This is a genomic window from Pseudomonas azotoformans (genome assembly GCF_001579805.1).
Classification (GTDB): Bacteria; Pseudomonadota; Gammaproteobacteria; order Pseudomonadales; family Pseudomonadaceae; genus Aquipseudomonas; species Aquipseudomonas azotoformans_A.
In genome coordinates this window covers 2625229-2641121 of record NZ_CP014546.1, presented here as the reverse complement: position 1 = coordinate 2641121, position 15893 = coordinate 2625229, and the positions used below count along the sequence as shown (strand labels likewise).

Here is a 15893-nt window from a genome sequence, read left to right as displayed (position 1 = left end):
GCGATCTGACTTCGTAATACCGCAAAACGTGTGACAGAAAAAAGCACTTTGACGCTTTTTTGAAGTTTATTTTTCAGGATGACGAATAGCACTAGCCGAGTACCCCGTACCCCGCTAAAGTCGGAAGTCCGCCTGCTTCGAAATGTCGCACAAAATCACCCCGAAAACGCCTCATCCCCAACAGGAACGGGCATTTCAGCGAAACGCCTCCCGGCAGTCCTGCCAACCCAGACCACTCTGCGCCGTCGCCTGCAACAGCATGGGTAAAGCCACCCGCGCCTTGTCCTGGGTGTCGTGAAACACAATCACGCCTTTGCGCCACAGCAGCATCAAGGTCAGCACCCGTTGCGCCGATTCATCGGCCTTGAGCTTGCCCGGTTCGTCCTGGGAATCGATGTCCCACAGTGCCACCTGCAAGCCCTGGGCTTGAAAGAAGCCCTGGCTGTCTGCACGACGTTGACCATAGGGCGGACGGAACAGCGGCACGTAGTTTTCCGGCATCAGGTTTTGCGCCAGTGACGCACTGCGGGTGATGGAACTCTGCCAGTCCACCCAATGGCTGTGTGAGCGGTATTGCCAGCCCTGGGTGCCGACGCACTGGCCCTGGTACAACGCCTGCACATCGGCCACCGAACTGCGCTCGACACGGGTTTGCAGGCTGCTGCCGAGGGCGAAGAACGTGGCGTTCATCTTTTGCTTGCGCAGGTAGTCGGTGAGCCAGTCGGTATTGCCGCTGACGGGCGCGGGGCCGCCGTCGAAGGTGAGCAGGAACAGGCGGTCGTTGAACTCATCGCCATTGCGCTCATGGTCGCCGAACCGTGCGATTTCGCTGCTGATCTGCGGGAACAGCGCGGCCTTGCGCAGCAGCTCGTCCAAATAACGCTCATGAAACACATGGCTGGGGTTGGCCCAGCCTATATAGAAGGAGTCTTCGCTCACCTCGAACTTGCCGGCCTGCTCGCGCAGATCGTCCATGTTCTCTACCAGATAGCAGAACGAGGCGTCGACTTCGCAGCTCTGCTGGGCAAACGTGTAATTTTCCAGCAGGCGCTGCCAGAGCTGGCGACGCAGGTCGTCGATGGCGGACAGGTTGATGATCTTCAGGCCCAGGCGCTGTTTTAGCGCGGCGTCGTCCTGGTTCTCGCTGGCCAGCAGGCTGTGGGCAAACATGAGGATTTCGGCGCGTGAGGCCACGTCGAACAGCGCCGGGCTGCCGAGTTTTTCAGGCCAGGTGCCACGGTCCAGGCTCGCCACATCCACGGGCGCTGCCTGGGCATTCAGGCATAGCAGGCAAGCCGACAACAAAAGTGCTATTCGCACACGGGGTCTCCCTCTCCAGAGTCACCGGCCATCATAGCGGATCACGCCTATCGCCATCATAGGTGGAGTCAAAACGCCCCAGCCCCTAGAATCCCTCCCACGATTACAGGAGACGACTTCATGCTGATGGTGATTTCACCCGCCAAGACCCTCGATTTCGAGACCGCGCCTGCGACCCAGCGCTTTACCCAGCCGCAGTACCTGGACCATTCCCAGGAGCTGATCGAACAATTGCGCGAGTTCAGCCCGGCACAAATCAGCGAATTGATGCACGTATCCGACAAGATCGGCGGCCTCAACGCCGCGCGTTTCGGCAGCTGGACGCCTGCGTTCACACAGGAAAACGCCAAGCAGGCGCTGCTTGCCTTCAAAGGCGACGTGTACACCGGCCTGAATGCCGAGACGTTCAGCGATGCCGACTTCACCTACGCCCAGGACCACCTGCGCATGCTCTCGGGCCTCTACGGCCTGCTGCGCCCGTTGGACCTGATGATGCCGTATCGCCTGGAAATGGGCACCAAACTGCCCAACGCCCGTGGCAAGGACCTGTACGCCTTCTGGGGCACCCGCATCAGCGAATGGCTCAACGAAGCACTGGCCGGACAAGGCGATGACGTGTTGCTGAACCTGGCCTCCAACGAGTACTTCTCGGCGGTCAAGCGCACGGCCCTCAACGCACGGATCATCAACACCGAGTTCAAGGACCTGAAGAACGGCCAGTACAAGATCATCAGCTTCTACGCCAAGAAAGCCCGGGGCATGATGAGCCGCTTTGTGATCGAAGAACGTATCAACGACCCGGCCAAGCTGAAGGAATTCGACGTGCAGGGCTATCGCTTCAATGCGGAGCAGTCGAAGCCGGATAACTTGGTGTTCCTGCGCGATCACGCACCGGAATAAAGCCGAACCCGCCTCTTAAGGCAATGAGATCCAAATGTGGGAGCGGCGGTGCGACGATTCGACTTGCTCGCGAATGCGGCGTGTCAGTCGATAGATTCTTCTCTGATCCACCGCATTCGCGAGCAAGCCCGCTCCCACAGTTTTGATTGCATTTCAACTTCCGAATCGCCATTTTTTTGGCGTCAAAAAACATCCTGACGCATCTCTAACAATTCTTTCACTCGACATCCGTCGTTTTTTTTCGTAGTGGCACCACTTTTTTTAAACACTAGTGGCACAAAACTATCCCCTTCTCCCAACTCCCCACAACTACTGGCCCAAATAGCAAGTGCTATCAATATAATACCAGTGCCATCTTTCCTAATATTTCAAGAAATTTCCGGAAACAGGATGAGCGGCCCGGAACTTCGTCAAAACGCACGGCTCATACCACCGGTAACGAAATTCTCTGTTTCTGTAAGAGATGACTTACATAACGACCCAAGGAAGTAGCGAAGTTGCCCCATCAACTTTGACTCATGGGTCATATCATCAACTGATATGAGTTGAGGGCGGCGATAAGGATGAATTGCTATCCCCTATAGGCCAAGGCAGCGCTTACCTAAATGTGTCAGTGATGACACCCAAGGTGCTGATAAATAAAGGCTTTAAGCCTCTATCTGCACCCTGCGGCACTGGCGTCGGCACCTTCCCCTAGGAAGGCCGGCTGCATTTCAGGGCAAGCCCCAATAACAAGGCCAAGTTGCGCACAACTTGAGTGCAATAGTTAGTCACTCACTAATTAACATGCCTGTACGCGGTAAGTCGGCGTCTATTCGCCCAACTTTCGTGGCATCAGTGACGCTTGCAAACATGAACTCCGGCCAATTATTGGCATGATTAACACAGAGGTAAATGCGATGCGCATCAGCATATTTGGTTTGGGTTACGTTGGCGCAGTGTGTGCCGGTTGCCTGTCTGCCCGTGGCCACGAAGTGGTGGGCGTAGACATCTCCAAGGACAAGATTGACCTGATCAATGCGGGCAAATCGCCAATCGTTGAACCCGGTCTGGGCGAGCTGTTGAGCCAGGGTATTCAGAACGGCCGGCTGCGCGGTACTACCAACTTCGCCGAAGCCATCCGCGACACCGACCTGTCGATGATCTGCGTCGGCACGCCAAGCAAGAAAAACGGCGATCTGGAACTGGATTACATCGAAGCGGTATGCCGCGAAATCGGCCTGGTCCTGCGTGACAAAACCACCCGCCACACCGTGGTCGTGCGCAGCACCGTGCTGCCAGGCACCGTGGCCAACGTGGTGATCCCGATCCTCGAAGACTGCTCGGGCAAAAAAGCCGGCGTCGACTTCGGTGTCGCGGTCAACCCGGAATTCCTGCGTGAATCCACCGCCATCGCCGACTACGACCTGCCACCGATGACCGTCATCGGTGAATTCGACAAAGCCTCCGGCGATGTCCTGCAGTCGCTGTACGAAGAGCTCGACGCACCGATCATCCGCAAGGACATCGCCGTTGCCGAGATGATCAAGTACACCTGCAACGTATGGCACGCCACCAAGGTGACCTTCGCCAACGAGATCGGCAACATCGCCAAGGCCGTCGGCGTCGACGGTCGCGAAGTGATGGAAGTGGTTTGCCAGGACAAGACCCTCAACCTGTCCCAGTACTACATGCGCCCAGGCTTCGCCTTCGGTGGTTCGTGCCTGCCAAAAGACGTGCGCGCCCTCACCTACCGCGCCGGCTCCCTGGACGTGGAAGCGCCGCTGCTCAACTCGCTGATGCGCAGCAACGAGTCCCAGGTGCAGAACGCCTTCGACATCGTCTCCAGCCACGACAAGCGCAAAGTCGCTCTGCTGGGCCTGAGCTTCAAGGCCGGTACCGATGACCTGCGCGAAAGCCCGCTGGTAGAGCTGGCCGAAATGCTGATCGGCAAAGGCTATGACCTGAGCATCTACGACAGCAACGTCGAGTACGCCCGTGTTCACGGCGCGAACAAAGACTACATCGAAGGCAAGATCCCGCACGTGTCGTCCCTGCTCAACTCGGACTTCGACGACGTGATCAACAACTCCGACGTGATCATCCTGGGCAACCGCGATGAGAAATTCCGTGCCCTGGCGCAGAACGCACCGCACGGCAAGCAAGTGATCGACCTGGTGGGCTTCATGTCCAAGGCCACCAGCACGAGCGGTCGTACCGAAGGCATTTGCTGGTAACAGCAACGGCCAGTTCCAAGCTGCCAGCGTACTAATCCCCAGCGCTGGCAGCCTGGAGCCTTCTTCACCTTCGGATGACGCTTATGTCCAAGTTAAAACACATATTGCTCCAATCCGCCGGCTGGCTGTTCTTCCTCAGCCTGCTGATGGGACTCGCCCTGCTGCTGCCGGCGAGTACGTTCGACTCCGAGTCGAAGAATTTTATTTTCCTGATTGGCGCCGTCGGTATCTGGCGTTACTCGATGGGTGCTACGCATTTCTTTCGCGGCATGCTGTTCCTGTACGTGGTCTACCCGCACCTGCGCCGCAAAGTGCGCAAGCTGGGCAAGGCTGCCGACCCGTCCCACGTGTTCCTGATGGTCACCAGTTTCCGGATCGATGCGCTGACCACCGCGCAGGTCTACAGCTCGGTGATCCGTGAAGCCATCGAATGCGGCTTCCCGACCACCGTGGTCTGCTCGCTGGTGGAAATGTCCGATGAGCTGCTGGTGAAAAGCCTGTGGGAACGCATGAACCCGCCGGAACACGTGAAGCTCGACTTCGTGCGTATCGCCGGTACCGGCAAGCGCGACGGCCTGGCCTTTGGTTTCCGCGCCATCTCCCGCCACCTGCCGGATGACCGCGCAGTCGTTGCGGTGATCGACGGCGACACCGTGCTCGCCGAAGGCGTGGTACGCAAGACCGTGCCGTGGTTCCAATTGTTCGGCAATGTCGGCGGCCTCACCACCAACGAATTCTGTGAAGTACGCGGCGGCTACATCATGAGCGAGTGGCACAAACTGCGCTTCGCCCAACGCCACATCAACATGTGCTCCATGGCCCTGTCCAAGCGCGTACTGACCATGACCGGTCGTATGTCGGTGTTCCGTGCCAGCGTGGTCACCGACCCCGGCTTTATCGCCGACGTGGAAAGCGACTCGCTGCAACACTGGCGCCTGGGCCGCTTCAAGTTCCTCACCGGTGATGACAAGTCCAGCTGGTTCAGCCTGATGCGCCTGGGCTACGACACGTTCTACGTGCCGGACGCGGCGATCCATACCGTGGAACACCCGCCGGAAAAGAGCTTCATCAAGGCCAGCCGCAAGCTGATGTTCCGCTGGTACGGCAACAACCTGCGCCAGAACTCCCGCGCCTTGGGCCTGGGTGTACGCCGCCTGGGTCTGTTCACCAGCGTGGTATTGTTCGACCAACGCGTGTCGATGTGGACCTCCCTGCTCGGCCTGACCGTGGCAATCATCGCCACCTTCAAGTACGGCGGCGCGTTCATCCTCGCGTACCTGCTGTGGATCGGCATTACCCGCTTGATTCTCACCCTGTTGCTGTCGTGCTCCGGCCACACCATCGGTCCGGCTTACCCGGCGATTCTCTATTACAACCAGATCATGGGCGCACTGGTGAAGATCTACGTGTTCTTCCGCCTTGATCAACAGTCCTGGACCCGCCAGGACACCAAACTGACCCGCGATTTGGCCAGCTTTCAACGTTGGTTCAACACCTGGTCGTCTCGGACCATGACCTTCTCCGCCGGCAGCATTTTCGTCGCCGTGTTGCTGATGATGGTCTGACCCTGCCAAGCCTGAATTAACTTAAGGAATGCCCTGATGAACAGCCAAGTAAACGCCAATGTTGTCCACGAATCCGAAGCCCAGCGCCAACATGCCCGCGTGAAAATCCCGGCCAAGCTGCGCTTCTTCAACACTGACCGCACGCCGACCGAAGCCCGGGTGATCGACCTGTCCGCCGGCGGCCTGGCCTTCACCTCGACCCAGCCGTTGACCGTCGGCGAAGTGCACAAGGGCCGCCTGCAATTCGTGATCGATAACCTGGGCCTGGCGATGGACGTGGAGCTTCAGATCCGCTCCTACGACCGCCAGAGCGGCCGTACCGGCTGCCAGTTCCAGAACCTCGACGCCCAGGATATTTCCACCCTGCGCCACCTGATCACCTCGCACTTGTCCGGTGACATCGTGACCATGGGCGACGTGCTGGCGACCCTGCAACGCGACAACTTCACCAAGGCGCGCAAGGTCAAGGACGGCGGCAGCAACATGACCGCCGCCGGCCGTCTACGCGCCGTGGTATTCAGCGCAGGCATCTTCATCGTCGGCCTGGCCGCCTTCGGATTCATCTTCAAATCGGTGTACGGCATGTACTTCGTCAGCCACGCCCAGGCCGGCCTGGTCAGCGTACCCGGCATGAACGTGACCATGCCGCGCGATGGTACGGTGCAAAGCCTGCTCAAAGGTGACGGGATCGCCGCCAAAGGCGCGCCGCTCGCCACTTTCAGCACCAGCATGCTCGACGTGCTCAAGGGCCATTTGGATGAAGACCAACTGCAACCGGCCAAGGTCGAAGAGCTGTTCGGCAAGCAAATGACCGGCACCCTGACCTCGCCTTGTGATTGCGTGGTAGCCCAGCAAATGGTCGCCGACGGTCAGTACGCCAACAAAGGCGACGTGATCTTCCAACTGGTGCCACGCGGCAGCCTGGCCAATGTGGAAGCGCGCTTCACTTATCGCCAGTTCGCCGATGTTCGCCCAGGCACGCCGGTGAGCTTCCAAGTGGCCGATGAAGAACAGATCCGCACCGGCACCATCGTCAGCAGCACCAGCCTGAACAGCGCCGACCTGTCCTCCGACATCCGCGTGCAGATCAAGCCTGACGCACCGCTGGACAGCACCTACGCCGGTCGCCCGGTAGAAGTGACCAGCGACCGTGGCCCCTCGCTGAACTGGCTGATCGATAAAGCCATGGCTGCGGGTCTTTAATCATGAGCGCCCTTCGAAACCTGCCGGTGCCCCTGGCGCTGGCCATCGCCCTCGCCGGTTGCGCCGGCCTGCCCGACCAACGCTTGGCTAACGAAGCTTTGAAACGTGGCGACACCGTCACCGCGCAGCAGAATTACCAGCAACTGGCAGACCTGGGCTACAGCGAGGCCCAGGTGGGCCTGGCTGATATCCAGGTAGGCACCCGCGATCCGGCGCAAATCAAACAGGCCGAAGCCACCTACCGCGCAGCGGCAGATACCTCGCCCCGCGCCCAGGCCCGCCTCGGTCGCCTGCTGGTGGCCAAGCCTGGCAGCACCGAAGCCGAACACCATGAAGCCGAAGGCCTGCTGAAAAAAGCCTTTGCCAATGGCGAAGGCAACACCCTGATTCCGCTGGCGATGCTGTACCTGCAATACCCGCACAGCTTCCCGAACGTGAATGCGCAGCAGCAGATCAGCAAATGGCAGGCAGCCGGTTATCCGGAAGCCGGCCTGGCCCAGGTCCTGCTGTATCGCACCCAAGACACCTACGACCAGCATCTGGATGACGTAGAGCGCATCTGCAAGGCCGCGCTCAACACCACCGATATCTGCTACGTCGAGCTGGCCACGGTCTACCAGAAAAAAGCCGAACCTGAGAAGCAGGCCGAGCTGCTCAAACAGATGGAAGCCGGTTACAGCCGTGGCACCGTCACTGCACAACGCGTCGACAGTGTTGCCCGAGTACTCGGCGACGCCACCCTCGGCCAGCCGGACGAAAAAACCGCCCAGGCCCTGCTGGAAAAAATCGCCCCTGGCTACCCGGCTTCGTGGGTCAGCCTGGCGCAACTGCTCTACGACTTCCCGGAACTGGGTGACGTCGATCAGATGATGAAGTACCTGGACAACGGCCGCGCCGCCGACCAACCGCGTGCCGAACTGTTGCTGGGCAAGCTCTACTACGAAGGCAAGTGGGTGCCGGCTGACGCCAAGGCCGCCGAAGCGCACTTCGAAAAAGCCGTAGGCAAGGAAGTGGCCGCCGATTACTACCTCGGCCAGATCTATCGCCGTGGCTACCTGGGCAAGGTCTACCCGCAAAAAGCCCTGGACCATTTGCTGACCGCTGCGCGCAACGGCCAGAACAGCGCCGATTTCGCCATCGCCCAATTGTTTTCCCAAGGCAAGGGCACCAAGCCCGACCCATTGAATGCCTATGTCTTCAGCCAGTTGGCCAAAGCCCAGGACACGCCAGAAGCCAATGACTTGGCCACGCAGCTGGAAACCCCGCTGACGCCTGAGCAACGCGCCCAAGGCCAGCGCCTGGTGCAACAGGAACTGGCCGCCCGCGGCACCCTGGCCCAGAGCACGCTGCAACTGCACGCCCTGGATGAAGAAGACGACGGCGAGGAATCCCTATGAAGCTCAATCCATTCGTCAAGGCCGGTATCGGCCTGACCTTCGCCCTGCTGTGGTCGTGCCCGACCCTGGCTGCGCTGACCGAAGCCAAGAACTTCGGCCTGGAAGTCAAAGCCACCGCGCAGTCCGAAGACGACCGCGACCTGGGCACGCAGAAAGGCGGCGACGTCAACGGCGTCGGCCTCGACCTGCGCCCGTGGATCTACGGCGAAAGCGGCGCGTGGAGCGCCTACGCCATGGGCCAGGCCGTGGTCTCCAGCGACATCATCGAGACCGACCCGCTGCAACAGTCGGCCGATGACGAAAACCAGCAGACCACCAACAACGACCGCAAGACCAAGAAAAATTACTTGGCCATGCGTGAGTTCTGGGTCGGCTACAGCGGCTTCACGCCCTACCCTGGCGAGATCCTCAAGCTGGGTCGCCAACGCCTGCGCAACGACGACGGCCAATGGCGCGACACCAACATCGAAGCGCTGAACTGGACCTTTGACACCACCCTGCTCAAGGCCAATGTCGGCGTTGCCGAACGCTTCAGCGAATACCGCACCGACCTCAAGGAACTGTCGCCCAAGGACAAGGACCGCCAGCACCTGTACGCCGACGCCGCCTACCAGTGGACGCCCGGCCAGTGGATCGGCCTGCGCGGCCATCACACCCATGACAACGGCAAGCTCGACTACCCCGAACCCGGCGTGCCGACCGATTCGTTGGACAAGCGTGAGAACGGCGACCTGAGCTGGCTCGGCATCGAAGCCAACAGCGACGCCTACAACTGGCGCAACACCAACACGGTCAACTACTGGGCCAGCGTCACCGGCATGCGTGGCGACCGCGACACCGTCAATGCCCTGAACGCCGACGGCACCCGCCCGACCAATGCCAAGCGCAGCGATGACGTGAGCGGCTGGGCCACCGACCTCGGCGTGCGTCTGCGCCTTGATCCGCAGTGGCAAGTCGGTGCGGCCTACTCCCGCGCCAGCGCCGAGTACGAGCAGAACGGCCTGCAGAGCAACCGTTCGAACTGGACCGGTACCCAGTCCCGCGTGCACCGCTTCGGCGAAGCCTTCCGCGGCGAGATGAACAACATGCAGTCCATGAGCCTGTTCGGTTCCTGGCAGCTGCGCGAGGACTATGACGCAAGCCTCGTCTACCACAAGTTCTGGCGTGTCGACGGCAACAAGCCGGTCGGCAGCAACGGCATCGATGCGGTGCAGAACAACACTGACGACGTGACCGGCGCGATCCTGTCCAGCACGTCCCTGCCGCTTGAAGACGGCAAGAAAGACCTGGGCCAAGAGATGGACCTGGTCGTCACCAAGTACTTCAAGACCGGCCTGTTGCCGGCTGCGCTGAGCCAGTCGATCGACGAGCCGTCGGCCCTGGTGCGTTTCCGTGCCGGTGTGTTCAAGCCAGGTGACGCCTATGGCAGCCAGGTCGATTCGTACATGCATCGCGCCTTTGTCGACGTGATCTGGAAGTTCTGATGGGAGCCTGCGCAATGAACCCTCAAGCCCTCAAAGGCTCGGCCATGTTGGCGGCAGCGATGCTGCTGGCAAGCGGTGCTGCCATGGCCGATGTCGCGCCGCAGGCGAAAGCGCCGACCATCGCCAAAGAGCTGCAACAGGCCAAGACCTACACCATCTCCAGCCCGCCGACCGCGCCGCTGGAAATGGCCAAGCCGGCCCTGCCGGATCTGTCGGGCTACACCGATGCGGCGATGGAAAAGAAAATCGTCAGAAGCAAGCCGGGCAAAATCAGCATCCGCCGCATGATGCAAGAGGACGCCCTCAAGGACTTCATCGGCGGTGACAACAAGATGGCCGAGTGGGTGGTGCGCCAGCACGGCATTCCCCAGGCGATTTTTGTCGACGACGGCTACATGAACCTCAAGGACCTGCTGGGCAAGGTGCCCAAGCAGTACCTCAGCGAGACCTCGCCGGGTGTGATCGTGGCCAGGCTGCCGATCGTGGTGGGCCGCAAGGGCATCCTGGAAATCGACAAGAAGACTCAGGAACTGCGCCTGTCCCAGGAAGCCGGTTCGTTCCTGATCAACGACGGCCAGCTGTTTGTGCGTGACACCAAAGTCACCGGCTGGAGCGAAAAGGCCAACGGCCCGGCGCTGTTCAAGTCGCCCAAGGAATTCCGCCCGTTCCTGCTGGCCTGGGGTGGCACCGAGACGTATATCTCCAACACCAAGATGGCCAGTTTCGGTTACGCCAACAGTAAGTCGTACGGGGTGAGTATTTCCCAGTACACACCGAACATGGCCAAGGTGCTCAAGCGTCCGGAGCCGACCGGCTGGATCATCAACTCCGAGTTCTCGGACATGTGGTACGGCTTCTACTGCTACGAGACCACGAACTTCGTGATCAAGGGCAATACCTACAAGGACAACATCGTCTACGGCATTGACCCCCACGACCGTTCCCATGGCCTGATCATCGCGGACAACACCGTCTACGGCACCAAGAAGAAGCACGGCATCATCATTTCCCGGGAAGTGAACGACAGCTTCATCTTCAACAACCGCAGCTACGACAACAAGCTCTCGGGCCTGGTACTCGACCGTAACAGCGTCAACAACATCGTGGCCGACAACGAGTTCTACCGTAACCACACCGACGGCATCACCCTCTATGAGAGCGGTGACAACCTGCTGTGGGGCAACAAGGTGATCGCCAACCGTCGCCACGGTATCCGTGTGCGTAACAGCGTGAATATCAAGCTGTACGAAAACACCTCGATGGCCAACGGCTTGACCGGCCTCTACGGCCACATCAAGGACTTGACCGACACTGACCGTGACATCGCCCTCGACCCATTCGACGCCAAGGTCTCGCTGATCGTGGTCGGCGGTGAACTGGCGGGTAACGGCAGCGGACCGCTGTCCATTGACTCACCGTTGAGCGTGGAGCTGTACCGCGTGTCGATGCTGGCGCCGACCAAATCCAGCGGTATCAGCTTCAACGGCGTGCTGGGCGATCGCCAGGAAGAGATTCTCGACCTGCTGGTGCGCCAGCAGAAAGCCGTGCTGATCGACCCTGTCGAACGCCAGACCGAATTGCAGGACTGAGGATGACCCTTATGCACCCACACATGATCAAACTGCTGAGCCTCTCGGGTCTGACCCTCGGCCTGCTCGCGGCCAGCCAGGGCGTGCGCGCCGACGAAATCAAGGCGCCGACCTTCACCGCCGAGCCGTGCTGCAGCCTGTGCCCGGCCGCCCACGATGCGCGCAACTACACCACGCGCTACCAGCAGAACTTCACCACCCTGGTGCAAGCCCAGGGCGACTGGCTGTTCCGGACCCAGGAAGACTTGCGTACCGAATTCGACACATCGCCTGCCGGCTACAAACGCATGCAACAACTGCACGATGCGTTCAAGGCCAAGGGCGTGGAACTGGTGGTGGTCTACCAGCCGACCCGTGGCCTGGTGAACCGCAACAAGCTCAACCCAGAAGAGAAAGCCAAGTTCGATTTCGACAAGGCGCTGGGTAACTACAAAACCATGCTCGGGCGTTTCGCCAAGATGGGCTACGTGGTGCCGGACCTGTCGCCGTTGACCAACGAGCAGTTGCCGGACGAGTTGCCGGCCCACGACTTCTACTTCCGTGGTGACCAACACTGGACCCCGTATGGCGCCCAGCGCACCGCGAAAATCGTTGGCGAGAAAGTACGCGCCATGCCTGAGTTCGCGGATATTCCCAAGCGCGAATTCGAGACCAAACGCTCCGGACGCATGGGCAAGACCGGCACCCTGCACAACATGGCCGGGCAACTGTGCGGCACCAGCTACGCGATCCAGTACATGGACCAGTTCACCACCGAGCCCAAGGGCGAAGCGGGCGACGGCGACCTGTTCGGCGATTCGGGTAACCCGCAGATCACCCTGGTGGGCACCAGCCACAGCGGCAAAAACTACAACTTCGCCGGCTTCCTGGAACAGGAAATCGGCGCCGACATCCTCAACGTCGCCTTCCCCGGCGGTGGTCTTGAAGGCTCGATGATCCAGTACCTGGGCAGCGACGAATTCCAGAAGACCCCGCCAAAAATCCTCATCTGGGAATTTTCGCCGCTGTACCGCCTGGACCAGGAGACCATCTACCGCCAGATGATGTCGCTGCTGGACAACGGCTGCGAAGGCAAGCCGGCACAGATGACCGCCAGCACTTCGTTGAAGCCGGGCAAGAACGAATTGATGGTGAACAGTTCGAACAAAGACCTGCGTAATGCCAATCACCAGGTTGATATCCGCTTCGCCGACCCGTCGGTGAAAACCCTGCAAGCCACCCTCTGGTACATGAACGGGCGCCACGAGGACATCAAGATCGAGAAACCCGAAACATCCGATACAGACGGGCGTTTCGCCTTCGAACTGCGTACCGATGAAGACTGGGCCTCGCAGAACTTGCTGGCCGTGGAAGTCCAAGGCCCGGAAGCGGGCCAGGCTGCGCAGAAGGTTGAAGCGAAAATTTGCACACGCAACGTATTCCCAGCGGGCGGTCAACAGACCGCTTCAACTGGGCAATGAGGTTACCTATGCAGAAGTTATTGATTCCAACGCTGCTGGGCCTGGCGATGTTCGCCGGTTCAGTCAACGCCGCCGCGCCACTGCGTCCACCCCAGGGCTATTTCGCCCCAGTGGAAGCGTTCAAGACCGGCGACTTCAAGAATGACTGCGACGCCATGCCGGCGCCGTACACCGGCTCGCTGCAATTTCGCAGCAAGTACGAAGGTTCGGACAAAGCCCGCGCCACCTTGAACACCCAGTCCGAAAAAGCCTTTCGCGACAGCACCGCCGACATCACCAAGCTGGAAAAAGACACCAGCAAGCGCGTGATGCAGTTCATGCGTGACGGTCGCCCGGAGCAGCTGGAATGTACGCTCAACTGGCTCACGAGCTGGGCCAAGGCGGATGCGTTGATGTCCAAGGACTTCAACCACACCGGCAAGTCGATGCGCAAATGGGCGTTGGGCAGCATGGCCTCGGCCTATGTGCGCCTGAAGTTCTCCGACTCGCACCCGCTGGCCAACCACCAGCAGGAATCGCAGCTGATCGAAGCCTGGTTCAACAAACTGGCCGATCAGGTGGTCAGCGACTGGGACAACCTGCCGCTGGAAAAAACCAACAACCACTCCTATTGGGCCGCCTGGTCGGTGATGGCAACGTCCGTCGCCGTCAACCGTCGCGACCTGTTTGATTGGGCGGTGAAGGAATACAAGGTCGGCGTGAACCAGGTCGACGACCAAGGCTTCCTGCCCAACGAATTGAAGCGCCAGCAACGCGCGTTGTCGTACCACAACTACGCGCTGCCGCCGCTGTCGATGATCGCCAGTTTTGCCCTGGTCAACGGTGTCGACCTGCGTCAGGAAAACAACGGCGCACTCAAACGCCTGGGCGACAAGGTGCTGGCCGGGGTGAAAGACCCGGAAATCTTCGAACAGAAGAACGGCAAAGAGCAGGACATGAAGGACTTGAAGCAGGACATGAAATTCGCCTGGCTCGAACCCTTCTGCACCCTCTACACCTGTGCGCCGGATGTGCTCGAGCGCAAGCACGGGATGCAGCCGTTCAAGACGTTCCGCCTCGGGGGTGACCTGACCAAGGTCTACGACCCGACGCATGAAAAAGGCAACAAAGGCAGCTGATTGAACGCAATACAACCTCCCCCGAAATCGTGGGGGGGTTTGGGGGGGCTGTAGCCCTTGACTGTTGGTTAAACATGGAGAGATCGGGATGGTTTTCTCGTCCAATGTGTTCCTGTTTCTGTTCTTGCCGATCTTTCTCGGCTTGTACTATTTGAGCGGGCAACGCTATCGCAACCTGCTGCTACTGTTGGCCAGCTACGTGTTCTACGCCTGGTGGCGAGTGGACTTCCTGGCACTGTTCGCCGCCGTGACGCTGTGGAACTACTGGATCGGCCTCAAGGTCGGTGCAGCCGGCGTGCGCACCAAGCCGGCCCAACGCTGGCTGCTGCTCGGCGTGGTGGTTGACCTGTGCATCCTCGGCTACTTCAAGTACGCCAACTTCGGCGTCGACAGCATCAACGTCATGATGAAGTCGGCCGGCCTGGAGCCGTTCATCCTGACCCACGTGCTGCTGCCGATCGGGATCTCGTTCTACATCTTCGAGTCCATCAGCTACATCATCGACGTGTATCGCGGCGACACACCGGCGACCCGCAACCTGATCGACTTTGCGGCATTCGTGGCGATCTTCCCGCACTTGATTGCCGGCCCGGTGTTGCGCTTTCGCGACCTGGCCGACCAGTTCAACAACCGCACCCACACCCTCGACAAGTTCTCCGAGGGCTGCACGCGGTTCATGCAGGGTTTCATCAAGAAGGTGTTCATTGCCGACACCCTGGCAGTGGTGGCCGACCATTGCTTCGCCCTGCAAAACCCGACCACGGGCGATGCCTGGCTCGGCGCGCTGGCCTACACCGCGCAGCTGTACTTCGACTTCTCCGGCTACAGCGACATGGCCATCGGCCTGGGCTTGATGATGGGCTTCCGCTTCATGGAAAACTTCAAGCAGCCGTACATCAGCCAGTCGATCACCGAGTTCTGGCGGCGCTGGCACATCAGCCTGTCCACCTGGCTGCGTGACTACCTGTACATCACTCTGGGCGGCAACCGTAAAGGCACGCTGACCACTTACCGCAACCTGTTCCTGACCATGCTGCTCGGTGGCCTGTGGCACGGTGCGAACATCACCTACATCGTCTGGGGTGCGTGGCACGGCATGTGGCTGGCGATTGAAAAAGCCATCGGCCTCAACACTTCGCCGCGCAGCTTCAACCCGGTGCGTTGGGCCTTCACCTTCCTGCTGGTGGTGATGGGCTGGGTGATCTTCCGCGCCGAGAACCTGCACGTCGCCGGCCGTATGTACGGTGCGATGTTCACCTTTGGCGAGTGGTCGCTGTCGGAACTCAACCGCGCCAACCTCACCGGCCTGCAAGTGGCAACCCTGGTGGTGGCGTACGTAACCCTGGCGTTCTTTGGCCTGCGCGACTTCTACACCAACCGCCCAGCCGAGAAGACCGAGAAAACCAAGCCAGCCGATCCGAGCCTGATCAAGGCCGTACCGGGCGACAACCCAGGCAGCATCCACGAACCCGGCTTCACCGTGGGCCAGGATGCCGCCGTGCAACCGGCCTACTGGACCGCTGACTGGCCACGCTACGCCATGCGCGCTGCGGTGCTGCTGCTGTTCGTGGCGTCGATTCTCAAACTGTCGGCGCAGAGTTTCTCGCCGTTCCTTTACTTCCAATTCTGAGGGAGCCGACC

At 60.1% G+C, this 15893-nt stretch carries 11 protein-coding genes; 10 read left to right on the top strand and 1 reads right to left on the bottom strand.

Annotated features, from left to right (window positions below):
* Window positions 1-195: 195 nt before the first annotated feature.
* Window positions 196-1320, bottom strand: coding sequence for a polysaccharide deacetylase family protein (locus AYR47_RS12240; RefSeq protein ID WP_061435381.1), 1125 nt, complete (start codon window positions 1318-1320; stop codon window positions 196-198).
* Window positions 1321-1440: 120 nt separating this feature from the next.
* On the opposite strand from AYR47_RS12240, the gene yaaA reads away from it, so the two are divergent.
* The 10 genes from yaaA (at window position 1441) to AYR47_RS12190 (ending at window position 15882) form a co-directional block, all read left to right on the top strand.
* Window positions 1441-2220, top strand: coding sequence for a peroxide stress protein YaaA (gene yaaA, locus AYR47_RS12235; protein ID WP_061435379.1), 780 nt, complete (start codon window positions 1441-1443; stop codon window positions 2218-2220).
* A gap of 899 nt (window positions 2221-3119) precedes the next feature.
* Complete coding sequence (locus AYR47_RS12230) at window positions 3120-4436, top strand: nucleotide sugar dehydrogenase (protein ID WP_033899577.1); 1317 nt, start codon at window positions 3120-3122, stop codon at window positions 4434-4436.
* 83 nt (window positions 4437-4519) lie between these two features.
* On the top strand, window positions 4520-6001 hold the full coding sequence (alg8, locus tag AYR47_RS12225) for a mannuronan synthase (RefSeq protein ID WP_161630253.1): 1482 nt from the start codon (window positions 4520-4522) through the stop codon (window positions 5999-6001).
* Between the two features lie 36 nt (window positions 6002-6037).
* Window positions 6038-7204, top strand: coding sequence for an alginate biosynthesis protein Alg44 (locus AYR47_RS12220; protein WP_033899573.1), 1167 nt, complete (start codon window positions 6038-6040; stop codon window positions 7202-7204).
* A gap of 2 nt (window positions 7205-7206) precedes the next feature.
* Window positions 7207-8601, top strand: coding sequence for an alginate biosynthesis TPR repeat lipoprotein AlgK (gene algK / locus AYR47_RS12215; RefSeq protein ID WP_033899571.1), 1395 nt, complete (start codon window positions 7207-7209; stop codon window positions 8599-8601).
* A complete protein-coding gene (locus AYR47_RS12210; protein WP_033899569.1) occupies window positions 8598-10085 on the top strand; it encodes an alginate export family protein in 1488 nt (495 codons plus the stop codon). The genes algK and AYR47_RS12210 overlap by 4 nt, the downstream gene beginning before the upstream one ends.
* Window positions 10085-11674: a mannuronan 5-epimerase AlgG gene (gene algG, locus AYR47_RS12205; protein WP_033899567.1), complete on the top strand. Its 1590-nt coding sequence runs from the start codon at window positions 10085-10087 to the stop codon at window positions 11672-11674. The genes AYR47_RS12210 and algG overlap by 1 nt, the downstream gene beginning before the upstream one ends.
* Window positions 11675-11685: 11 nt before the next feature.
* Window positions 11686-13134: an alginate O-acetyltransferase gene (locus AYR47_RS12200; RefSeq protein WP_061449421.1), complete on the top strand. Its 1449-nt coding sequence runs from the start codon at window positions 11686-11688 to the stop codon at window positions 13132-13134.
* Between the two features lie 8 nt (window positions 13135-13142).
* Window positions 13143-14252 carry a mannuronate-specific alginate lyase gene (locus tag AYR47_RS12195; RefSeq protein WP_095014772.1) on the top strand — a complete coding sequence of 370 codons (1110 nt, stop codon included), beginning with the start codon at window positions 13143-13145 and terminating at the stop codon, window positions 14250-14252.
* An 88-nt stretch (window positions 14253-14340) separates the two neighbouring features.
* On the top strand, window positions 14341-15882 hold the full coding sequence (locus AYR47_RS12190) for an MBOAT family O-acyltransferase (protein ID WP_061435375.1): 1542 nt from the start codon (window positions 14341-14343) through the stop codon (window positions 15880-15882).
* The last annotated feature ends 11 nt before the right edge of the window (window positions 15883-15893 follow it).